The sequence below is a fragment of the Rhodococcus sp. PML026 genome, from assembly GCF_000963615.1.
GTDB classification, from domain to species: Bacteria; Actinomycetota; Actinomycetes; order Mycobacteriales; family Mycobacteriaceae; genus Rhodococcoides; species Rhodococcoides fascians.
Window position 1 is genome coordinate 227,262 of record NZ_KQ031365.1, and the last position, 20,570, is coordinate 247,831.

Sequence of the window (20,570 nt, forward strand, 5' to 3'; positions counted from 1 at the left end):
TTGTGGGGGAGCGTGAACCGTTCCGATCCACCCCCATCGCCATGCCGCCCGCGGATGCCCCGAGCCCGACTCCTGTTGTCGCGGCAATGTCGACTCCACCCGTCGAGGTGACGCCACCGACCGATGAGATGCCGACGATGCTCGAAGCATCGGGTCCACCGGTTGTGCCACCTGTTTCGTCCGACACGGCCATGCCCCCTGGTCCGCCGACTCGGCCCATGGGCGAGCCGCAGCCGCCTGGGCAACAGGGTCAGCACCCTGTCCAGCCGCAGAACGGGGTGGTGTTGCCCCAGAATGCTGTGGTGCCCCAGCAATATTGGCAGCCGAACAACGAGTGGGCAGCCCAGAATCAGTGGCAGGCCCAGAACGGCTGGCCGACGCATGGGCATGGGCAGGGGTATGGGCAGGGTCAAGGGTATGGGCAGTGGGCTCCGCAACCCGGTTCGTGGCCGCAACCGATGGTGCCCGGCCATGTTCCTGCTGTGGTTCCCGTCGCGGCTGCTGTCGTTCAGCCGAATCATCGACCGCCGTCGCAGCCGATGTCGGCGGCAGACCTCGGCGATTTGTTGCTCATCAGGTCTGCAACTGTCGCTCCGGTGGCCGGGTGGCGTCGTGCGCTGTATCTGGTGTCCGGTGGTCGGATCGATGTGGGGAACAGTCCGGCGCAACAGCGACGCCTCGAATTGACCGCGCAGGTCGATCGACCATTGGTGGGGTGCTACCGCGTCGCGGTGCTCTCGTTGAAGGGTGGGGTCGGAAAGACGACGACAACGGCCACGTTGGGCTCGACGTTCGCAGACATCCGCGGTGACCGCGTGATTGCGATCGACGCGAACCCCGACCGCGGAACGCTGGGGCAGAAAGTACCGTCGGAAACGACGGCGACGGTCCGAAATCTGTTGCGAGACATGGATTCCTTGGAGCGCTACAGCGACGTTCGGGCCTACACCTCACAGAACGTCCATCGGCTGGAGGTGCTGGCCTCCGATTCGGACCCGGCGGCGTCCGAGGCATTCAGCGGTGACGACTACGACCGAACGGTGACACTGCTCGAGAAGTTCTACAGCATCGTCATCACCGACTGCGGCACCGGATTGATGCATTCGGCGATGGAAAGCATTCTCGAGGGCGCGGACACTCTGGTCGTCGTCAGCTCAGGGTCTGTGGACGGGGCGCGGAGCGCGTCGGCGACATTGGATTGGCTGGATGCTCATGGCTATCGAGAATTGGTGGCCACGTCGGTGGCGGTGGTCAACGCGGTAAGACCGAGGGCGGGAAAAGTCGACTTGCAGAAGGTGGTCGAACATTTCGAGCAGCGATGCGCTCAGGTTCGGACGATTCCGTTCGACCCGCATCTGGAGGAGGGGGCTGAGATCGAACTGGGCAGGCTTCGTGGACGCACGCGAAAGGCACTCCTCGAAGTAGCTGCGGCGGTGGCAGCAGGCTTTCCGGCCTCGCCCACTACTTCTCGCCGCAGCTGACCGGAAACTTTATTCGCCGACTTCAGTGCCGGCGTCGGTCCCGTCCTTGCCTCCGCGACGAGCGTCCCGGTTGATTTTCCAGAGAAATTCCGGATCGTCATCGGGCCCGACAGTCCGCGGGGGTTCAGGTTGCGTGCTGGGTCCGAATGCCTTCCACAGCAGCACAATCACTGCCACCAAACCGATCAACGCCAATAGATAGATCACGACGCACCTCCTACTACGAGGGTAGCCGTCATGCAACGACCTCCGCACCCGTCGAGCGTCGAAGATTCCTGAGAATGTTCGATGAGTTCGTACGGGTGCGGAGGTCGTTGCCGAAACTGCGCCGAATGGCCTGTCTCAGTGCTGTACGCCGGCTTCGGTCGTCAGAGAAGTCAGCAGCTGCATGACCTCGGTTTCGCGGAAGCGACGGTGTCCGCCGGGAGTGCGGAGCGATCCAAGACGTCCGGCGTGCGCCCAGCGAGTCACGGTCTTGGGGTCGACGTGAAAAAGCGCTGCTACCTGACCCGGTGTGAGAAGTGAGTCCTGAGCTTTGTGGAACGTGGGTGCGCTCATCTGTCGTGTCCTCCTACGGTGCGGTTCTGTGCATTTGCGTCGAACCGGAGATATCGGTCTGCGGTGTTGTGAGCCCCATGGTTGCACTCGGACCCCTAGGTACTCGACTGATACAAGGTTGGTAAAGGGGAGGTAATGGACAAATCGGTCACGCCAGGGGTGGGTGGGAAGCCCTGGCGTGACCGGTAACCTTGAGCTCGTGAGCGATGCGACGAATGCCGACCGAAGCGACCCGACCAGCGGAAACCCCACGCCCGGCCGTTCTGCGAAGAAGTCCCTTGCCGTCAATCTCGCCGTGTACACGTTTGCGCGTCTGGCGCTCGTCATCGTCATCGCCGCGATCATCATCGGTGTCGGTTTACTCTTCGGCATCGAGGTTCCGATCCTCGTCGCGGCGATCTTCGGCGTCCTCATCTCGCTGCCGTTGTCCCTGCTTCTGTTCAAGCAGATGCGCATCCGCGTCAACGAGTCCATCGCTGCGGTCGACGAACACCGACGCACCGCTCGCGCGGACCTGCAGTCCAAGCTGCGCGGTGAAGACGGCCGCAAGTGACCGCATCGGTGGACCGCTCCGGATCGCGTGAGTGGGTCGACAACGCAGTCCGGTTGATCGAAGCCGATTCTCAGCGCAGTGCCGACACACACCTGCTGAGCTATCCACTGCCTGCCGCATGGGGAATCTCGCTGTACCTCAAGGACGAATCCACTCACATCACCGGCAGCCTCAAACACCGGCTGGCGCGATCGCTGTTTCTGTACGCGATCTGCAACGGCTGGGTCACCGCGCGAACCACGGTCGTCGAGGCGTCGTCCGGCTCCACGGCGGTCAGTGAGGCATATTTCGCCGGCCTGCTGGGATTGAAGTTCGTCGCAGTCATGCCCAGAAGTACAAGTCCCGCCAAGATCGCCCTCATCGAATCGCACGGTGGGCGCTGCCACTTCGTCGACCACCCGGGTGAGATGTACACCGAGGCGCACCGGCTCGCAGCCGAACCCGACTGCCATTACATGGACCAGTTCACCCACGCCGAACGGGCCACCGATTGGCGGGGGAACAACAACATCGCCGAGTCCATCTACGATCAGCTCCGGCTCGAGAAATGTCCCATCCCCGATTGGGTGGTCGTAGGCGCGGGAACAGGCGGAACGAGCGCCACCATCGGTCGCTACATCCGATACCGCAGACACGCAACGCGTTTGGCCGTGGTGGACCCAGAGAATTCGGCCTTCATCGGAGGCTACGAAACCGGTGACGCGAGTTTCGAGACCGGTAAGTCCTCACGTATCGAAGGCATCGGGCGACCGCGGGTGGAACCGTCCTTCGTCGGCCAAGTGATCGATCGAATGATCGCGGTGCCCGACGCTGCGTCGGTGGCGGCCGCGAGATTCACTTCGGCTGCGATCGGTAAACGAGTGGGAGGATCCACCGGCACCAACATCTGGGGTGCCTTCGGATTGATCTCCGAGATGATTGCCGCGGGGCGCACCGGCAGTGTGGTGACGTTGTTGTGCGACGGCGGAGACCGTTACTCGCAAACCTATTTCGACGACACCTGGGTCGCGGGCCAGGGGATGGATCTCGACGAACCGACCGCCGCGCTCGAGCAGTTCATCCGTACCGGGGTGTTCTGAGCAGATCTACCAGGTCACGACCATCGACGTCACCGCAGTGACAGCGGCGACCGTCCCGACGGCCGGCCACGCACCGATCTTCTTCGCGAGCGGATGCGACGCACCGAACGCCACGAGGTACGTCCCGAGCAGTGCGCCGGCACGAGCCGAGCCCGAGGATTTCTGCCATTGCGTGGTGCAGGCGACGCCGACTGCAGCGAGCACTGCTCCGCCGAGTTGGCGATTGTGCGACCGGCGAGCAACAGCGAAGCCGCCGAGCAAGCCGCCTGCGGCGAGAGCGGACGTGGCGAACGAACGTCGAGCATCATGGTCGGACATGATCGTCACCCTAGCCGAGCCTGCACGCGCAAACTCCGGGCCAGGTGATCTCTCTGCTCGATCACCAAGCGCCGCAACGCAGCCGGTGCCCACTCGTGCTCGGCGAGCCACACGTCTGCACTGTCGGTCGACGATTGCTGAGGAAAGAGGCGAACAACTATCCTCCGTGCGATCTCGATGCTGCGTGAGGTCCACAACGAGGAGATGGACTCGAAATACCGGTCCTCGTACGGTTGAGTGAGGTCCGGTCGGTGACCCGCCCCGAACCCGGTGATGTAGGCGTCGAGAACATCGTTGGACACGTCGTCGCGCTCGGTGATGGAAGTCCACGCGCTCGCTTTGACTGTGGCGTCAGGGATCGCCGTCGCCGCCGCTGTGTGGGCAGTGCGCCCCGAAAGTGTGTCGTCCGAACCGAGTTCGGCATCCAGCTCTGCGATAGTTGCGTGTCCGGTGGCGGCGAGTGCCAGCCAGAATGCCCAGCGCTGATCGGGGTCCAGCCTCAGCCCGGCAATGGTCGCGGTGCCATCGAGCAGGGAGCGTAGATCGTCGGCCAGGAAGTCGTCGAGTTGCGCAGCCGATGCGACCGCCCGCGCCCACACCAACTGCGCGTCGCTTCCGGGTTCGCTCGATTGCAGCTGCCGCCACGACGCTTCGAGCCAATGCCGGGTGGGCTCGTCCCGTCGGTCTTCGGGGAGGTAGTGCGCGAGTGTGTACGTGACGTTGGCCGTGACTGCGGAGAGCAACCCGATCTTGGGTTCGGTCGGCGCGAATCTGGTTGCGATGTCCAGGTATTCGATCGCAGAGAGCTCGGCGTCCCGGGTGGAGTTCCACAGTGCCGACCACACCAGCCCTCGTGCAAGGGGATCGACGATGCGATCGAGGGAGGTCCGCACTGTGGCGGTGGAGCGCTCGTCGAATCGGATCTTGGCGTAGGTCAGATCGTCGTCGTTGAGCAGAACCAGTGCAGAATCGGGGAAGTCGACGGGCGTTCGCGAGTCGGTGATGTCGAGTTCGTAGCGGTGGGTCCTCGTGAGATTTCCGGCCTCGTCCGGATCGTAGAGCCCGACCGCGATGCGGTGCGGACGCGGATCCGACTGCTCGACGGCGTCGCCGGTATAAGTCAGTGTGGACACGCCGGTGGTCTGCAGCCACGCGCCCGCCCAGGTCTCGAGGTCTCGCCCGCTGGCGGTGGACATCTCGCTCAAGAGATCCGTCAGGGTCGTATTACCGAAGGCATGCTTACGAAAGTAGTTGCGGGACGCTGCGAAAAAGGCGTCGGCACCGACGAACGCCCCCAACTGTTTGAGCACGCTTGCGCCCTTGGCGTAGGTGATGCCATCGAAGTTGAGCTTGGCTGCCTCGAGGTCGGTGATGTCGGCGACGATCGGGTGAGTGGTGGGAAGCTGATCCTGCAAATAGGCCCACGCCTTTCGGCGGTTCGCGAAACTGACCCAGGCATCGGTGAACCGGGTGGCTTCGGCCGACGCGTACGCACCCATGTAGTCGGCGAACGACTCCTTGAGCCACAGATCGTCCCACCATTGCATCGTGACGAGGTCGCCGAACCACATGTGCGCCATCTCGTGCAGAATCGTGTTCGCCCGAGCCTCGTACTGGGCTTCGGTTGCTGCCGAACGGAATACGTACGATTCGGTGAACGTGACGAGCCCGGGGTTCTCCATCGCACCGAGGTTGTATTCGGGGACGAAAATCTGGTCGTACTTACCGAACGGGTACGCATAGTCGAACTTGTCGTGGAAGAAGTCGAGGCCACGCTCGGTGATGTCGAAGATGTCCTCGGCGTCGAAATACTCGGCGAGGGATGCGCGGCAGTACGCGCCGAGCGGGACAGTCAGATCGCCTCGGGTCCAGGACGATTCGACGCCGTGGTACGGCCCGGCCGCAACCGCGGTGATGTACGTCGATATGGGCAGCGTCGGGGCGAACGTGGTGACTGTGCCGTCGGTGACTCCCGCGCGGTTGGACAGGACCGTCCATGCCGGGGGTGCTGTGACCCTCAGCGTGAACGAGGCCTTCAGATCGGGTTGCTCGAAATTCGCGAACACCCGTCGAGCATCGGCAGGTTCGTACTGGGTGTACAGGTAGACGTTGTCGTCGACGGGGTCGACGAAGCGGTGGAGTCCTTCACCCGACCTGCTGTACCGCCCGCGTGCACGTATCCGAACAACGTTGTGGTCGGCGAGTCCGACCAGTTGAATGCGAGCTCCGTCGTAATCGACCTGCGCAGCGGTGCCGTTGACGGTGACCTCGTCCACGGACGCACCGATGAAATCGACCCATGTCGCCGCCGTCGTCGCATCGAATTCGATGGTCGTCACCGACTCGAAGGTGTCGACGTCCGTGTCCTCGGCGCGCAGGAGGTTCAGATCGACGAGATACTTCACCCCGTCTATGTGGCGCGATCGCCTGCGAGTTTCGGTTCGGGTCAGATTCGCGGTGCTCACCGAACCAACCCTAGGTGATTGTTTTTCACAGGGCGGGTGGGGTGAAGTAGTGACGTCCGAGTGGATCGACGATATGCAGCACTCCATCCGGAAGCAGTTCGGTGCGCCAAAGTTTGCGCGTTTTGAGGTTGTGGTGGAGCCGACAGCGCGGACCGATGTTCGTGAGGATGGTCCAGCCGCCCTTCTCGGGGCGGTGTCGGTCGAATTCGACGATGTGGTCGAGGTCGCATCGTTCCGAGGGCACGTTGCAGCCAGGATGCAGGCAGTACGGGTTCTCGGCTCGAACCTTCGCCGCGAGAGCTCGACTGGGCGTATAGCTCAGCGCGCCTGGCGGCGGGAGTTTCATGCCCCCATGGCCGTCGGGGTACAAGGCGTGGATCCCGATGGGGTCGTCCCCGACGATGGCACGCCACCGTTCGATCAGCGTTCCTCCACCCGGTCGCGATCGGGTAGCTCTGGTATTCACAGAGCCGGGCGTGGGAAGCCTGGGTGGCGGTGCATCCGGTGGGATCGTGTTCGATGATTGGCTCGTCGGCGGCTCGTCCCCCGGTGCAGCGGACGTGGAACTGCCGCTGCTTGTTCCGTCGGTTGCGGCGCAGTCGGTGTCCGATGGTTCGTTGTCCGCTGTGTCCGGATCATCGTGCTCGGGGGCCCTGTCGCTGTCGCGTGGCGTCAGGCATGTCGCGCACTCGCACAGCAGTGTCTCCCCGCGCATCAAGGCGGTCTGAGCGTCGGCCCGTCGTTGGTCGTCCGACCGCGGATCCTCCGGGTGCAGGCGTATGACCTCGGCGTCGATCCGCGAAAGTTGTTCGTCGGCTTCGCCGTCGGTCATCAGTGTGGTCAGGCTCGACAGTCCTCGTGCCCGGCGACGAAGGCGGATTCGCTTCTCGGTGCGTGCGGCACGCTTGCGTACCGCACGGTCCCAGTCGGCGTCGGCCTCGATGAGCAGTCGATCGATTTCGCGGCCCAGAGCTCCCGGTGCCATCTCCCGGGCGGCCTTGAGAATCTCGGTCTCCAGGGCAACGGCCGTCTCCGGACGGGCATGAAGTAGATGATCGTGGATCGTTCTGACTCGCTCCAGATCGAGGGCACCGTCGATGAAGCCCTGACGCACGAGAGGGCGCAGTTGACGCCACATCTGCACCTTGTTATTGATGGCGGCAAACGTGGACGACAGAGCCGCCGCCAGTTCACAGACTGCCGAGTTGAACAGATCCTTCTCGTTGACCCCGGTGTCCCACGGTGCCGCGCTGGCCGTTCGGCTGCGGACATAATCGTCCAGCAGAGCAAGTTCCGAAGCGACGGCAGCGTTGATCGTCCGTCGCGCGCCCAGAACGTCGGCGAGCGGAGAATGGTCCCCCGTCACCCACACCGCTTTCCGTAGCCCCATGTCACCCCCCAGCGACTGAAGATCGAACACGTATTCGATCCACTGCGGCAAGTGTAGAACAGGGCACCGACACATTCTTCGGCGCTGGCAGGAGGCGTCAGACCGCGCTGACGGCTCGGGTCACATCGAGTTCGAGTAGGTAGTGATTGATGGCGATTGCAGCCTTCGATCCTGCTGCTGCCGAATTGATGAGCTGGGCGGGGGAATCCGAGACGTTCCCCGCAGCCCACAGGCCGTCGACGCTGGTGAGCCCGGTCGGGTCGGTGGCCACCCAGCCGTTGTCGAGGCGAGTGCATCCGATCGATCGCAGGAGCGCGTCGTTCGGAACGAACGTCGGCCCGACGAACACGACTGTTCGAGGAACGACGGTCCCGTTCGTCAGCTCGATGGCTATGACGCGACCGTCCTGCACAACGATTCGAGCAACCGGTACGTCGACGATTCCGACGGACCGCGCGTCGAGTCGAAGGCGTTCGTTTTCACTCAGTTCGATGCCGTTGGTGAAGAAGACGACGTCGTCCGACCATTGGCGAATCAGCGACGTCTGGTGGATCGTGAACGGTCGGTTGGATCCGCCGACCACGGCTATCGGCTGATCCCGAACTTCGTAGCCGTGGCAGTACGGACAATGCAGTACTCCCGAGCCCCACTGGTCGTGAACGCCGGGGATATCGGGCAGTTCGTCTCGAAGCCCGGTGGCCACCAAGACCGACCGCGAGTGCCGGGACTCGCCGCCCTCGAGGCGGACCTCGAATCCCTCGTCGAGTCCAATTACTTTGCCGCGCAGAATTTCTCCACCGTATCGGAGGACTTCCTCGCATCCAGCCCGATGCAACTCCTCGGGTGTGGAACCATCGCGCGAGAGGAAGTTGTGAACATGGTCGGCAGGCGCGTTGCGTGGTTCTTCGGCATCGACAACGATCACCTTTCGGCGGGCGCGAGCCAGAAGTGTCGCGGCACTGAGTCCGGCTGGGCCGCCACCGATTACCACGGTGTCGTACGTCAAGATGCCTCCTCGGTGGTGCGATATGTTGTGAACGTAGCAGAACTGTCAACTAGTTAACAATATTGGTGGTGCCGATGACCGATGCCTCGCTTCGTGAGCTGACCTGTGCACGGTGGGCCGAGTTCAACCCGGAGCTGGACACCTCGCCGATGCAGGTGGTGGCCGAGATCAAGCGCATCGTCGCGCTGCTCGACGTGGCCGTCGAACCGATATACGCCGCGGCCGATGTATCCGTCGCCGAGGTGGAATTGATGGTGCCCCTGCGTTACGCGATCGAACCGGTGACGGCAGCGCGGTTGGCGGAGCTGCTCGGCATGACCCGCGCAGGTGTGAGCAAGACGCTCGGAAAGCTCGAACGTCGCGGCTTTCTGCAGCGCGTGCCCAGCGCCGAAGACCGACGGTCTGCGTCGATCACCCTGACCGATCAGGGGAGGCGCATCGTGGATGATGTATTTCCCCGAGAGCTCGAAGCGCACGGACGATTGTTCGATGCGTTGGGTGCACGTCGAAACCGTGTTCTCGAGGCCCTGACTACGCTCGCCGAGTCGATGGAGTCCGGTCTGCCGTCTCAGTGACGTTCCTGTCGGCCTGTGTCACGGCTACGCTCGCCAACACGTGCGGGGCGATTCGTAAGGCGGACACGATGAACACATTTCAGAAGTCGGCGGCAGGGTTCAACAAGGTCTTCATGGTCGTGATGAAGGCACCGGTGCTCGACAGGGTGCTCGGACGCTCGATGGGCATTTTGACCTACACCGGCCGGAAGTCCGGCAAGAGGATCGCATTGCCGGTTGCGATCAGCCGGAAGGGTGAGCACCTGAAGGTCAGGGTGGCGATGCCGGACAAGAAGAACTGGTGGCGAAATTTCGTGGACGGCGGCGGTCGTGTCGATGTCGACCTCGGCGGTGTCCGGTACTCCGGGCTCGCGACGGCGACCCGTGACGACCGTGGGCGGGTCTCTGTCGATATCGCTGTGGACCACTGACTTGTGTGTCAATAAAGGTTGACAACCCCCTTTCTGTCAACCTAAATTGACATACATGACAGAAGCCACTGCATTGGCCGCCGCGGCCGCCAGTTCCGATCCGGGGGAGGGGTTGCGTGCCGTAGCCGCACTTCGCCGTCTGCTCGAACGTCTGGAAGCCGTCCAGGTTCGCAATGCGCGGAATCAGGGATGGGCGTGGCAGGCGATAGCGGATTCGCTGGGTGTCAGCAGACAGGCGGTCCACAAGAAGCACGGCGGAAAGGGAAGGTAGACAATCATGTTCGAGCGATTCACCACTCAGGCCAGGGCGGTCGTCATCAGTGCCCGGCTGCACGCCCGGGCGTTGCACTCGGAGCGGATCGAACCCATTCATGTCTTCCTCGGTGCGCTCGACAAGGCCGACGAACCGCTTGGGTCTGCGCTGGCCGAGGCGGGGTTCACCCTCGACAACGCGCTCGAGGACGTGCTGTCGAGGGACGCCCGGGCCCTACGGTCCATCGGCATCGACCTTCACGACGTGATCGACACCGTCGAGTGTGCGGTGGGGTTCGGCGACGTCGACCATTCGAACGATTCTCACCTGCCGTTCGCGCCGTCGGCCAAGGAAGCGCTGAAGCTGGCCTTGAAGGAGGCCGTCCGATTGCGGGACAGGGAGATCGGCGTCGAGCACATGCTTCTCGGTGTGATCGCAGGTGCCGATCCATCGTTCACCGAGCTCGTGAGTGTTCGCGGCAGCCTGGACGATCTGCGCGACGCCGTCCTGCTGGTGCGCACGTCATAGCTCCGAGCGGGCCCGAACTCTACGATGGGCGCCATGAACTTTCTGATTCGGCTCGTGATCAATGCCGTCGCCATCTGGGTTGCGAAGGAATTCGTGGACGGCATCACCGTGACCAGCTCGGGCCGCGGTGACGGGTGGGACATCGTGGTCCTGCTCGGTATTGCGGCCGTGTTGACGATCGTCAACGCGTTCATCAGGCCGATGGTGAAGCTGTTGTCACTGCCGCTGCTGATTCTCACCCTCGGGCTGTTCACTCTCGTGATCAACGCGTTGATGCTGATGTTGACGGGGTGGCTGTCGTCGCAGACCGGTTACGGCCTCGAGATCGTCGGTTTCGCGGCCGCGTTCTGGGGCGCGATCATCATCTCGATCGTGAACTTTCTGCTGGGCGCATTCGTCCCCGAGAAGCGTTAGGCGAACGCCAGCGCCACACCGGTAGCGGCACCCCAGACGAGCATTGCCAATCCCGAATCACGCAGCGCAGGAATCAACTCGAAGCCGTGAGCACCGCCGCGAACCGGCGAGTTGGCGCGCGCAGCGAGGGGTAGCGCGAGCAGAGCGACCAGGGCCCATGGGGTTCGGGCGATCAGCGCGACCGTCATGGCGAACGGGACGACCAGCAGTGCCAGGTGTAGATAGCGTGTGCGGGTATCGCCCAATCGCACTGCGAGCGTCCGTTTTCCGGATTCGGTATCGGTGGGGATGTCCCGAAGATTGTTCGCGACGAGTACGGCACTGGAGAAGGACCCGACGGCTACCGCGGCCAGCACGCCCGCCCAGTCGATCTGCTCGGCCTGCACGTATTGGGTGCCGAGCACGGCGACGAGTCCGAAGAACACGAACACGGCAATCTCGCCGAATCCGCTGTAGCCGTAAGGCTTCGAGCCGCCTGTGTAGTACCAGGCACCGGCTATGCAGATCAGGCCGACGATCACCAACCACCAAGCGCTCGTGGCGGCCAGGACAAGACCTGCGACGGCACCGACCGCGAAGCAGCCGATGGCGGCCCGTTTGACGGCTCCTGCCGAGGCGGCCTTGGAACCGACGAGTCGAAGTGGGCCGACTCGGTCGTCGTCCGTGCCACGGATTCCGTCGGAGTAGTCGTTGGCGAAGTTGACGCCCACGATGAGCGCCAACGAGACGATCAGTGCCAGTAGAGCCTTCCACCACACGCCTGCGTCCAGGGACACGGCTGCACCGGTGCCGACGAGGACGGGGGCGATAGCGTTGGGGAGCGTTCGGGGTCGCGCCCCTTCGATCCATTGTGCTGTGGTGGCCATGAGCGACGATCTTTCCGTATCTGCCGGAAGGGTGCGGACGCGGCCGGTCAGAACGGCAGGCGCGGCAGTACCGGCAGCGGGATGACAGGCATCTGGACACCGGGAATCTGTGGTAGCGGCACCGTCGGAGCGGGCGGCGGTGGCGGCGGGTTGTAGTGCGGTTGATACTGCACGTACGGCGCGCTGTCGGCGGCTGGAGGTGGTGCAGCGGACGTCGGCGGCGGGGCCGGGATGTCCGGGGTCGGTGACGGTGTGGCGGTGGTGGTCCGTGCAGCCGAGGGTGTCGTGGTCTGCCGGATGCCCTCGTCCACGCTGGCAGGGGTGCTCAGCGGTTGGTCTTCGCTCTCGGAACTCAGGCCCGAGAACAGTCCGACGGCGGCGATGACGCCCACGATCGGTAGCGCGATCAATCCGAGCCGCGCCAGCGCCGGTCGGTGCGAGACGACCGGTGCAATGCGATCGACGTCGACGCGCGCAGCGTGCACGGCCGCCCCACCTGCAACGACGAGTTCTGGTTGCTCGGGGACGATGATCGGCAGCTGCAGAAACCGTTCGAGTGTCGTGCGGACCAGAGGGACATTGCTCGTACCGCCGATGGCGATGACGGCGTCGGGATAGAACTCGGCTTCGAGCCCCAGTTGGCGGACCGTGGTGGCCGCCTGTTCGGTGGCCCGGGCGATCGACAGCTCGAAGATGTGGCGCTCGAGAAGAATGTGTTCGCCGTCGGGCGTGCTGGTGGTCTCGTGCGTGGACAGTGCCTCTTTGATGCCACGGCAGAATGCCGTCAGAGCAGTGTCCTCGTCGTGTGTGTGCGGCTCCCGCACGATGCCGAGGCCCAGTATGTGTTCCCGAACCACCGCGTCGAACGAGGCTCCGCTGATTGCTGTCGTACGAGTCGAGCCGTAGGAGCGGCCGGATTCGACGTCGACGATGTCTATGTCGACACCGGTCTCGCCTGCGTCGAACAGGGCGATGGTGCGGTGCTGGCTGGCCAGGCCGGGACGGAGGTACTCGAGGGCAGCGTCGGTCTCGTCGATCAGATGTACGTCCGAGACGTATTCCTCGGCCAGAGCCTTCGTGATGCGATCACGCTCGTCGGTGGTCCGGTATGCAATGCCCAGTGATTGCGGCGCGTCCGGGCGGTCGACGATTCCGCGAACGACCCGCGCGACGTCCTCGGGGGAGGGGGAGAGCTGCCAGTCGTCGAAGGGAGCGGCGTCTGTCCACGTGCCGTCTTCGGTCGTCCGAGACGTGCGGATTCCGCACGTTCCCAGGGACACACCTACCGACGAACGCATCTCCAACCGGCCTCTCCTGTACGGCGACGTGGACACTGTACCGTCTCGAGGTTTGATTAGAGGTCCAAAACAATCCGAACGTCAGGTCGAGGGTGTTCGACGGGCGGCCTCCGACCCCAAATGCGACGGACCTCACGACCGGCGACTCGGTGGTGTCAGAGGGGCAGCGATGTCTCTGTCAGTCCGACCCCGCCGGTGCCCCGCAGTTTGCGGAACCATTCGAGACCGAACGCAGTGGTCAGTTGTTCGATCGGCATTGCGAGAAACGGCCCGAAATCGCCGACCTGCGTTTCGTGCGCTTCCATCGCGGCCCGCTTGGCCGCGATGACGCTCGACACGTCCACGACAGTGGTGATTTCGGTTTCCGGCAGTCCGAACGACTCCATGTCCGGTGGTGACGCCTCTTCGCTCCAGTGGGGATTGGCTTCCATCAACCTGCGCATGTGGTCACGGTTGGTGGTCGTCTCGTACACGTACGGCGTCTCGGCGATCTCGGCGGCGCGCTTACCGACAACGTGCACCTGAATGTGGTCGGGGTGGCCGTATCCACCGTTCGGGTCGTAGATGGTGACGACGTCGGCCTGCTCCTCGCGCAACACGTCGGCCAATCGCCCAGCCGCGGTGTCGACGTCGACATTGCAGAACGCCTCCGGGTTGCCGTTCTCCGGCGTGCCGGCCATTCCGGAATCGGCATAGTGCAGGCGAACGACGCGCGCGACGCCCAGGACGGCAGCCGAACGGTCCAATTCGATGTGTCGGCGCGCGGCCAACGTCTCCCCGTCGGCGAGGATGCCGTCGGGATATTCGCCGACGGCACCGTCGGTGGCCGTCACGAGTACGACGCGGTGGCCGGCGTCGGCCGCGAGCCGCATGACGCCGCCCGTGCCGAACACTTCGTCGTCGGGATGCGCGTGGAAGCAGACCAGAACACTCATGGCGTGAATGCTTGCACGTCGAAGTGGGTGCGGCCCAGTCGGCGGGCCAATACGATCTATGGGTGACCACACGGCGGTCGGCCTCGATACGTTCGTATTGGCGGGATTCGCGAGCGGATCGGTACTGTCGCGCACTACATCCGGTGGGGATCGTCTTCGCTCTGGTGTTCTTCGCGCTGTCGATGACTCCGTCTCTGCTACCTCGTGTGTGGTACCTGCAGGCGGTGGCCACGGGGATCAGCGTCGCGATCGGGTACGGCGTGGGGTGCCTCGTTGCCTGGGTGGTCCGGCGCTGCGGAGTGTCACCGGACTGGTCGGAGCAGTGGCGTCGACGTGGGTGGTGGGCGTTGGCCGCGGCTGCGGTGGTGGTGATTCCGCTCTTCCTGATCCTCGGTTCGTGGTGGCAGCAGATCGTGCGCAAGCTGGTCGGCGTGGAGGATCCTGGCCGGCCGCTCTACGTCGCGGTGCTGGTGCTCTCGCTGGTGGTAGCGGTGGCGGTGATTGCTCTCGGCCGCCTGCTGCGCAGAGCGACTCGGGCACTGACGCGATGGGGCAAGCAGTACGTGCCGAGGCCGGTGGCGAGGATCGCCAGCGTGATCGTCGTTGCCCTGCTGGTGGTGTTCGCCGTCAACGGTGCCCTGATCCGGGGGATCGTGGCCGTCGCGGAGAAGTCGGCGTCGACCGCCGACCGCGGCAACCACGAGGGTGTGGAAAAGCCTGATGCAGCAGAACTGTCGGGGTCCGATGCGTCGAACGAGGACTGGGATTCGCTGGGTCAGGAGGGGCGACGCTTCGTGGTCTCCGGGGCATCGCCCGACGAGATCAGTGACTTCACCGGAAGGCCTGCAGTGCAACCGATCCGCGTGTACGCCGGTGTCGAATCGGCCGAAACGGTCGAGGGTGTGGCAGAGCGGGTGGTGGCCGAACTCGAACGTACCGGCGCATTCTCACGGGCCGTGCTCGGTGTCGCGACCACCACCGGACGTGGCTGGGTCAACGAATCCGTCGCCGGCCCTCTCGAGTATCTGTACGACGGAAATTCGGCGATTGCGTCGATGCAGTACTCGTTCCTGCCGAGCCCGATGGCATTTCTCGCCGATCGGCAGACCCCGCAGGATGCCGGACGAGCCCTGTTCGAGGCGATCTACGCGGTGTGGAGCGAACTCCCGGAAGATTCACGACCCAAATTGGTGTTGTTCGGCGAGAGCCTCGGTGCCTACGGCGGGCAGGATGCATTCAGCGGTGCGCAGGACATGATCGCGCGCATCGACGGTGCTCTGTGGGTCGGCAACCCCAATTTCACGCCTCAGTGGGCGCGTATCACGAGCGGACGCGACGCCGGTTCCCGCGAGATCCTGCCTGTCATCGACGGCGGAGAGCACGTGCGATTCGCGAGTTCGTCCGGGGATCTCGACATCGGTGGTCCGTGGGAAGAGCCGCGAATCGTGTACTGGCAGCACGCATCCGACCCGATCGTGTGGTGGTCACCCGATCTGATCCTCGGCAGGCCCGACTGGCTGCGGGAACCCCGCGGCACCGACGTCGATCCGGGAGTGCAGTGGTTCCCGTTCGTGACGTTCTGGCAATTGACCTTCGACCAGGTGTTCTCCACCGACGTCGACGACGGGCACGGCCACAGCTACGGAGCCGACGCAGTGCGCATGTGGGCCGACATCCTCGAACCGGCGGGATGGTCCGACGCCGACGTCGAGCGGCTGTACCTCGAAATGGCGGGTTGACATCGGTGCCGGAGAACGACGAGGTCGGCCAGGTGTTGGAGCTGGAGCGGCAGTTGCAGCGGGCCGAGACCCGGCGTGACAGAAGCAGACTCGTGGCGCTGCTCGCGGACGATTTCGTCGAGATCGGAGCGTCGGGGGTGGTGTGGACCAAGCCGTCGATACTCGAGCTGTTGGGCGGAGAAAGTGCGGACGACGGCATCATCGAGGTCCACGATCTCTCCGGACGGATACTGGGCGTGGGTGTCGTTCTGGTGCAGTGGACGTCACGACGGTCGGGACGTAGAGCCCGCCGATCGTCGATTTGGCGACGCACCTCCGATGGATGGGAACTGGTGCATCACCAAGGCACACCTGTGGTCGACGGTCCGCCGGATCGGACGGGGTAGCCGAACCCGGGGACGCAGAGTGGATTTCTGCGTCCCCGGGTTGCAGGGTCAGGCAGTCACGACGACGAATTCGTTGGGCGTGACATCGAGTTGCTTGCTCTCGGTGACGTTTCCGGTGGTGAGGTCGACGGCGTGGATGCTGTTGCCGGCCGGTTCGGTGACGTAGGCGGTGTCACCCGCGATGGAGATGCCGGGGTGGGCGTCCTGGTATTTCGCGGGACCTTCCCAGGCGTCGATGACGGGGTACGAGGCGGTGAATGTCTTTGTCGTCGGATCGAATACGTGGACTGCGCCGTCCGATCCGATGATGTAGGCCAGGTCGCCGGGGCCTCGGGCGACTCCGCGCCAGGTGTATTCGGCACCGTCGGGGAGCTTCACGACGTCGAGGGTCTTGGCCGCGGGGTCGATGACGGTGACCGCGTGCAGGAGTGAGCCCTCTGCGTCCGGGTCGTCCTTGTAGTCTCCGACGATGAGGGGGCTGGTCTCGCTCACGTACGCGTTGCCCGTCCGCCCGTAGGGCTGGTCCGGAGCGTCGAGCTTGGTTATCTGGCCCTTGTCGTAGATCAGAGCGCCGTTCTCGCAACCGAAGACGACGATCTCGCCTTCCGCTGTTCCCTCTCCGTGGACGCCGGGGCACTGATCGTTTTTGGCGACGACCGCGCCCGATGCGTCACGAACCTCGATGCCGGTGCGGCCGTTCGAGTTCCCGACCGTGGTGAGAAACGTGCCGTCTTCGAGGACGATCGAGACGCCGTGGTGCGCGTCGACACCAGGGATGCTCTCGGTCTCCGGGAGCCCGTCTGCGGATTCGAGCGCTGCGGTGTCGAAGATCGTGGTGTCGCTGGTGCCGTCGGCGTACAGAATGGTCTTGCCGCCGTGTCGTACGACGTGACCGGGCTTCTCGGCTTCGAAGACGGTGTCGGTCAGTTGCGGTTGCTCGGTCGTCCCGGCCGCGGTGTCGAGCACACGGAAGCCCTCGCTCGTGGTGACCATGACGTTGCGGTCGTCGCCGGCGAGGTTGAGGCGCGTGTACTCCTCGGAGTCGAAATCAGCGACGGTCTCGAACGTGTCGGCGTCGAGCACCCGAAGGCCGCCTTCGTAGGACACCGCGACCCGTGGCCCGGCCGCAATCGCTGTGGATTCGGCGGCGGGGGTGGTGCCGGATGAGCACGCCGCCAGGGTCGCTACCGCACCGAGTGCGAGCGCGGTGACGCTCACCCTTCGTAAATGGTTGACACGCATGATTGTTCCTTTTCTGTGTGACGAATCGGTCAGCTGGTGAGTCCATCGGAGATGCGCTCGGTGTTGACGCGCATCATGGTGAGGTAGTCGGGGGCACCGCCGTCGGGTGCGGTGAGGGATTCGGTGAACAGTTCGATCACAGTGACGCGAATGTCGGCCTCACTCGCCAAGGCCTGGACGAGACGATCCGGAGAAGACGATTCCGCGAATATGGCGGGAACACCGGTCTTCTCGATGGCTCCGACGAGTTCGGCCAGATCGGAAGCAGACGGTGCCGCCAGGGTGGTGCCGCCGGGAATGGCTGCCCCGATCACCGTGAAATCGAAACGGTCTGCGAAATAACCGAATACATGGTGATTGGTGACGAGTGCGCGGCGCTGATCCGGGATCGCAGCGAAGGTGGCGCTCATGTCGTCGTCGAGCCCCTTCAACTGCAGCCGGTAACCTGCTGTGCGGTCGGTGATTTCGGCAGAATCGACACCGTCCAGCCCGGCGAGCGCCGGCTCGAGGGCATCGACGACGGCTGTCATGCGCGCGGGATCGGTCCAGAAGTGCGAATCGGGACTGCCTGCGGCGTCCCCTTCCGTGTACTCGAGGACGTCGATGGCGTCGCCCGCGACGAAGGTGGGCACGTTCTCCGCCGCTGCCTCGTCGAGATGTTGCTGTAGACCTTCTTCGAGGCCGAGACCATTGGAGACGATCAGGTCTGCCGTGCGTAGGCGGGCACCTTCCTGCGCCGAGATCTCGAAGGAATGCGGGTCGGCGTTCGGCTTCATCAGCGTCACCACGTCTGCCTCGTCGCCGACGAGCTGCTGCACGACGTCGCCGAGGATGTTCGTGGACACGATCACCACCGGGCGGTCGTCACCGTCGGCGGAGCAGCCGCTCAGGCACAGTCCGATTGCTGCGGCTATCGCCACTGCCGATGAGAAACGGCCGACGCGTCCGCTCGTCATCGTCCGGTCTCCGCGGTGAAGGCCGGTTCGGTCGCGGTGTCGAAGGTCCGCGCTATGCGGGCACCGTCGGCGTAGTCGATCTCGTACAGCCGTCGTTCGGTCGGGGCGCTGAGATAGGCGCGCTGATCGTCGGCGACGAGGGTCGGGGACGCGCCGGCCTCGAGTGATTCGGCCACCAGCGGTTCGGTTTCGGCCAGGATTGCTCCGTTGTTGCCGTCCAATACCAGGACTCGGCCATCCTCGGTGAGGGCCAGCACGTGCTCGTCCGCATCGTCCACGGCGGTGACGTGCACCAGGGGTGCCGGTGCCGGGAGTAGGGACCACGACCGTTCGCGGGTATCCAGCATCCAAATGCCCTCTGCTCCGGCAGAACCTGCGACCGTGGGGCGGCCCTCGCGGTTGTCGAACGACGGCGCTGCCGCGGCGGTAGCGCCGGCCGGGTAGGGGATTCTCTCGACCGCCAACTCGTCACCGGTGGCCGAGGCGAGCAGTGCGCCGTCTGCGCACCCGATCACCGCACCGACCCTGGTGGTGATCGTGCCGCGGGCCTGCGGGCACGGTTCGACCGGCCCGGTGCGTTCGCCGTCGGCGGTGTATCCGACGACCGAGGTCGACGGACCGGAGCCCTCGGTCACGAGCGCGAAAGTGCCGACGGGAACGACCGTTCCGGCACCGGGCGTGGTGACCTTTCGGAATCGTTCCACGACTGTGCCTTTCGACAGGGCCTCGGTGTCGAGCAGCACAGCGTCGCCGGAGTCGGGAAAGAACAGTCCAGTACTTCCCGAGGTCGAAAGGTTGGACGTGGCAACGGTTGCCGTGCCTGAGCCGCCAACCGTGCCGAGTAGTCGAGGCTCGCTGCGGTAGTAGTGAAAATGGTCGACGTGGTCCCAGGTCCAGACCCCGCTGTCGACGATCTCGACGCCCGCGTCGGTCTGCACGAACAGGTAGCGGCCGTCGGTGTGCAGAGCCTGCGGGGCTCCGATGGTCCCGAGATCGGTGACGGCGTCGTCGAGCAGATCGAGATGGGACACCCGCCCGGTCGGGTCCACGGACGTGAGCCCGAGCCGCGGTTCGGCGAGTTCGGCGGCACCGGCTACTGCCCCGTGGCCTCCGCCTGTGGGTTCGTCTGTGCGCGGCACGTTCGTCTCCGAGGAACAGGCCGTCGATGCGAGAACGAGGGCACCGACGGCGATTGTGGTGGTCAGGATGCGGGGGCGCACGTGTTCCTTTCGGGTGAAGTGGGGCGATGACGGGTGGCGGTGACGGCACTGCGTATCGCGTACGACAGGCCGGACACCGCGATCGCGGTCGCCGCCACGGAGGCACCGGCGGCGGTGGCCGCGTGCCAGGAGATCAGTAGGCCGCCGAACACGGACAGCATGCCGAGGACGGCCGCCACCAGCATTCGAGTGGGAATGCGGGTGGTCCACTGCCCGGCGGCGACGGCAGGGGCGAGCAGCAGTCCGACGACCAGCAGCGAGCCGACGGCTTGGTACGACGCGACGACTGCCAGCGTCACGAGTGCGACGAGAACTGCTTGGGCCGAGCGCGGCCCGAGTCCGAGCACCGAAGCAATTCGGGGGTCCAGCGCAACGGCGACCAGCGGTCGATGAAACAGCGCCGCGACGGCGACTCCGAGTGCGGCCGCTCCTGCCAGGAGATAGAGGTCCGTGTGCGTGATGGCAAGAATGTCGCCGAACAGTATGGACGTGGCGTCGGTGGCGAAGCTCCCCGAGTGGGAGATGACGATGACGCCGAGCGCCAACATGGACACGAACAACATCCCGATGCTCGTGTCGTAGGACAGTGTTCCGCGGCGTTGCAGCGCGGTGATCCCGAGGCTCATGGCGACCGCGCTCAGTGCGCCGCCGATCATCACCGGGACTCCGAGAACGGTCGCGAGAGCGACACCGGGCAGCATTCCGTGTGCGAGCGCCTCACCCAGAAATGCCATGCCGCGGATCACCACCCACGTTCCGACCACCCCGCACAGCACGGCGACCAGGGCTCCGCCGAACAGGGCGCGTTGGACGAAACCGAGGTCGAACGGCTCGAACAGCGCGTCGATTGTCTGAAATGGCACATTCCGGAGCTTAATGAGAGTGATAACGATATTCA

General features: G+C 64.5%; 23 protein-coding genes. 10 read left to right on the forward strand and 13 right to left on the reverse strand.

The features are described from left to right. Positions 1-218 precede the first annotated feature (218 nt). The gene (locus VF34_RS01155) at positions 219-1,481 is read left to right on the forward strand and encodes a MinD/ParA family ATP-binding protein (RefSeq protein ID WP_082079113.1); all 1,263 of its coding nucleotides are present in this window, start codon (positions 219-221) and stop codon (positions 1,479-1,481) included. A gap of 9 nt (positions 1,482-1,490) precedes the next feature. Here VF34_RS01155 and VF34_RS25400 read toward each other — a convergent pair whose 3' ends face one another. Continuing rightward, positions 1,491-1,688 carry a membrane protein gene (locus VF34_RS25400; RefSeq protein WP_027498326.1) on the reverse strand — a complete coding sequence of 66 codons (198 nt, stop codon included), beginning with the start codon at positions 1,686-1,688 and terminating at the stop codon, positions 1,491-1,493. 135 nt (positions 1,689-1,823) lie between these two features. Next, positions 1,824-2,039 (reverse strand): BldC family transcriptional regulator, encoded by a 216-nt coding sequence (locus VF34_RS01165; protein WP_027498325.1) that lies wholly within the window; start codon positions 2,037-2,039, stop codon positions 1,824-1,826. Between the two features lie 199 nt (positions 2,040-2,238). On the opposite strand from VF34_RS01165, the gene VF34_RS01170 reads away from it, so the two are divergent. Both VF34_RS01170 and VF34_RS01175 read left to right on the forward strand, forming a co-directional pair. Beyond that, the gene (locus VF34_RS01170; protein WP_027498324.1) at positions 2,239-2,592 is read left to right on the forward strand and encodes a DUF4229 domain-containing protein; all 354 of its coding nucleotides are present in this window, start codon (positions 2,239-2,241) and stop codon (positions 2,590-2,592) included. Next, positions 2,589-3,671 (forward strand): L-cysteine desulfhydrase Cds1, encoded by a 1,083-nt coding sequence (locus VF34_RS01175; RefSeq protein ID WP_032390602.1) that lies wholly within the window; start codon positions 2,589-2,591, stop codon positions 3,669-3,671. The genes VF34_RS01170 and VF34_RS01175 overlap by 4 nt, the downstream gene beginning before the upstream one ends. A gap of 6 nt (positions 3,672-3,677) precedes the next feature. Here the strand turns inward: VF34_RS01175 and VF34_RS01180 are convergent, their stop codons facing one another. From VF34_RS01180 to VF34_RS01195, 4 genes are all read right to left on the reverse strand, one after another. Beyond that, positions 3,678-3,989 (reverse strand): hypothetical protein, encoded by a 312-nt coding sequence (locus VF34_RS01180; protein WP_032369908.1) that lies wholly within the window; start codon positions 3,987-3,989, stop codon positions 3,678-3,680. 5 nt (positions 3,990-3,994) lie between these two features. Then, the gene (pepN, locus tag VF34_RS01185) at positions 3,995-6,454 is read right to left on the reverse strand and encodes an aminopeptidase N (RefSeq protein ID WP_045840655.1); all 2,460 of its coding nucleotides are present in this window, start codon (positions 6,452-6,454) and stop codon (positions 3,995-3,997) included. Positions 6,455-6,479: 25 nt separating this feature from the next. After that, on the reverse strand, positions 6,480-7,874 hold the full coding sequence (locus tag VF34_RS01190; protein ID WP_045840656.1) for an HNH endonuclease signature motif containing protein: 1,395 nt from the start codon (positions 7,872-7,874) through the stop codon (positions 6,480-6,482). A gap of 67 nt (positions 7,875-7,941) precedes the next feature. Beyond that, the gene (locus VF34_RS01195) at positions 7,942-8,850 is read right to left on the reverse strand and encodes an NAD(P)/FAD-dependent oxidoreductase (RefSeq protein WP_045840657.1); all 909 of its coding nucleotides are present in this window, start codon (positions 8,848-8,850) and stop codon (positions 7,942-7,944) included. 74 nt (positions 8,851-8,924) lie between these two features. Here VF34_RS01195 and VF34_RS01200 point away from each other — a divergent pair, with 74 nt between their 5' ends. The 5 genes from VF34_RS01200 to VF34_RS01220 all read left to right on the forward strand — a co-directional run bounded on the left by VF34_RS01200 (position 8,925) and on the right by VF34_RS01220 (position 11,030). Further along, entirely contained in the window at positions 8,925-9,425 is a 501-nt protein-coding gene (locus VF34_RS01200) for a MarR family winged helix-turn-helix transcriptional regulator (protein WP_045840678.1), read from the forward strand. A gap of 68 nt (positions 9,426-9,493) precedes the next feature. After that, complete coding sequence (locus tag VF34_RS01205) at positions 9,494-9,835, forward strand: PNPOx family protein (RefSeq protein WP_032375598.1); 342 nt, start codon at positions 9,494-9,496, stop codon at positions 9,833-9,835. A 55-nt stretch (positions 9,836-9,890) separates the two neighbouring features. Further along, entirely contained in the window at positions 9,891-10,106 is a 216-nt protein-coding gene (locus VF34_RS01210; protein ID WP_032365231.1) for a hypothetical protein, read from the forward strand. Positions 10,107-10,112: 6 nt separating this feature from the next. After that, positions 10,113-10,616 (forward strand): Clp protease N-terminal domain-containing protein, encoded by a 504-nt coding sequence (locus VF34_RS01215; protein WP_045840658.1) that lies wholly within the window; start codon positions 10,113-10,115, stop codon positions 10,614-10,616. Positions 10,617-10,649: 33 nt separating this feature from the next. Further along, entirely contained in the window at positions 10,650-11,030 is a 381-nt protein-coding gene (locus tag VF34_RS01220; protein WP_032365232.1) for a phage holin family protein, read from the forward strand. On the opposite strand, the gene VF34_RS01225 is transcribed toward VF34_RS01220, so the two are convergent. From VF34_RS01225 to VF34_RS01235, 3 genes are all read right to left on the reverse strand, one after another. After that, positions 11,027-11,896 carry a 1,4-dihydroxy-2-naphthoate polyprenyltransferase gene (locus tag VF34_RS01225; protein ID WP_032375571.1) on the reverse strand — a complete coding sequence of 290 codons (870 nt, stop codon included), beginning with the start codon at positions 11,894-11,896 and terminating at the stop codon, positions 11,027-11,029. The genes VF34_RS01220 and VF34_RS01225 overlap by 4 nt on opposite strands. A 47-nt stretch (positions 11,897-11,943) precedes the next feature. Further along, a complete protein-coding gene (locus tag VF34_RS01230; RefSeq protein WP_032375572.1) occupies positions 11,944-13,194 on the reverse strand; it encodes a DUF7159 family protein in 1,251 nt (416 codons plus the stop codon). 155 nt (positions 13,195-13,349) lie between these two features. Beyond that, the gene (locus VF34_RS01235) at positions 13,350-14,129 is read right to left on the reverse strand and encodes a PIG-L family deacetylase (RefSeq protein WP_027498315.1); all 780 of its coding nucleotides are present in this window, start codon (positions 14,127-14,129) and stop codon (positions 13,350-13,352) included. Positions 14,130-14,311: 182 nt separating this feature from the next. Between VF34_RS01235 and VF34_RS01240 the strand changes: the two genes are divergently transcribed. Both VF34_RS01240 and VF34_RS01245 read left to right on the forward strand, forming a co-directional pair. After that, positions 14,312-15,868, forward strand: coding sequence for an alpha/beta hydrolase (locus VF34_RS01240; protein WP_032375600.1), 1,557 nt, complete (start codon positions 14,312-14,314; stop codon positions 15,866-15,868). Positions 15,869-15,873: 5 nt separating this feature from the next. Then, positions 15,874-16,254, forward strand: a complete 381-nt coding sequence (locus tag VF34_RS01245; RefSeq protein WP_052063185.1) for a nuclear transport factor 2 family protein — start codon at positions 15,874-15,876, stop codon at positions 16,252-16,254. Between the two features lie 48 nt (positions 16,255-16,302). On the opposite strand, the gene aztD is transcribed toward VF34_RS01245, so the two are convergent. Genes aztD through aztB form a run of 4 tightly spaced genes read right to left on the reverse strand, consistent with a single transcriptional unit; the run spans position 16,303 to position 20,535 of the window. Next, positions 16,303-17,496 (reverse strand): zinc metallochaperone AztD, encoded by a 1,194-nt coding sequence (gene aztD, locus VF34_RS01250; RefSeq protein WP_032375573.1) that lies wholly within the window; start codon positions 17,494-17,496, stop codon positions 16,303-16,305. A 29-nt stretch (positions 17,497-17,525) separates the two neighbouring features. Beyond that, positions 17,526-18,452 (reverse strand): zinc ABC transporter substrate-binding protein AztC, encoded by a 927-nt coding sequence (aztC, locus tag VF34_RS01255; protein WP_032375574.1) that lies wholly within the window; start codon positions 18,450-18,452, stop codon positions 17,526-17,528. After that, positions 18,449-19,672 (reverse strand): hypothetical protein, encoded by a 1,224-nt coding sequence (locus VF34_RS01260; protein ID WP_032375575.1) that lies wholly within the window; start codon positions 19,670-19,672, stop codon positions 18,449-18,451. The genes aztC and VF34_RS01260 overlap by 4 nt, the downstream gene beginning before the upstream one ends. Beyond that, positions 19,654-20,535, reverse strand: a complete 882-nt coding sequence (aztB, locus tag VF34_RS01265) for a zinc ABC transporter permease AztB (RefSeq protein WP_230595428.1) — start codon at positions 20,533-20,535, stop codon at positions 19,654-19,656. The genes VF34_RS01260 and aztB overlap by 19 nt, the downstream gene beginning before the upstream one ends. Positions 20,536-20,570: the final 35 nt, after the last annotated feature.

What these genes read in the sequence shown, in the direction of transcription:
- VF34_RS01240 (WP_032375600.1), top strand. Translation starts at nt 14,312, where the DNA reads ATGACTCCGTCTCTGCTACCTCGTGTGTGGTACCTGCAGGCGGTGGCC.
- VF34_RS01180 (WP_032369908.1), bottom strand. Translation starts at nt 3,989, where the DNA reads ATGTCCGACCATGATGCTCGACGTTCGTTCGCCACGTCCGCTCTCGCC.
- aztC (WP_032375574.1), bottom strand. Translation starts at nt 18,452, where the DNA reads ATGACGAGCGGACGCGTCGGCCGTTTCTCATCGGCAGTGGCGATAGCC.
- VF34_RS01200 (WP_045840678.1), top strand. Translation starts at nt 8,925, where the DNA reads ATGACCGATGCCTCGCTTCGTGAGCTGACCTGTGCACGGTGGGCCGAG.
- VF34_RS01220 (WP_032365232.1), top strand. Translation starts at nt 10,650, where the DNA reads ATGAACTTTCTGATTCGGCTCGTGATCAATGCCGTCGCCATCTGGGTT.
- aztD (WP_032375573.1), bottom strand. Translation starts at nt 17,496, where the DNA reads ATGCGTGTCAACCATTTACGAAGGGTGAGCGTCACCGCGCTCGCACTC.
- VF34_RS01230 (WP_032375572.1), bottom strand. Translation starts at nt 13,194, where the DNA reads ATGCGTTCGTCGGTAGGTGTGTCCCTGGGAACGTGCGGAATCCGCACG.
- VF34_RS01215 (WP_045840658.1), top strand. Translation starts at nt 10,113, where the DNA reads ATGTTCGAGCGATTCACCACTCAGGCCAGGGCGGTCGTCATCAGTGCC.
- VF34_RS01205 (WP_032375598.1), top strand. Translation starts at nt 9,494, where the DNA reads ATGAACACATTTCAGAAGTCGGCGGCAGGGTTCAACAAGGTCTTCATG.
- VF34_RS01165 (WP_027498325.1), bottom strand. Translation starts at nt 2,039, where the DNA reads ATGAGCGCACCCACGTTCCACAAAGCTCAGGACTCACTTCTCACACCG.
- VF34_RS01210 (WP_032365231.1), top strand. Translation starts at nt 9,891, where the DNA reads ATGACAGAAGCCACTGCATTGGCCGCCGCGGCCGCCAGTTCCGATCCG.
- VF34_RS01235 (WP_027498315.1), bottom strand. Translation starts at nt 14,129, where the DNA reads ATGAGTGTTCTGGTCTGCTTCCACGCGCATCCCGACGACGAAGTGTTC.
- VF34_RS01225 (WP_032375571.1), bottom strand. Translation starts at nt 11,896, where the DNA reads ATGGCCACCACAGCACAATGGATCGAAGGGGCGCGACCCCGAACGCTC.
- VF34_RS01155 (WP_082079113.1), top strand. Translation starts at nt 219, where the DNA reads ATGGGCGAGCCGCAGCCGCCTGGGCAACAGGGTCAGCACCCTGTCCAG.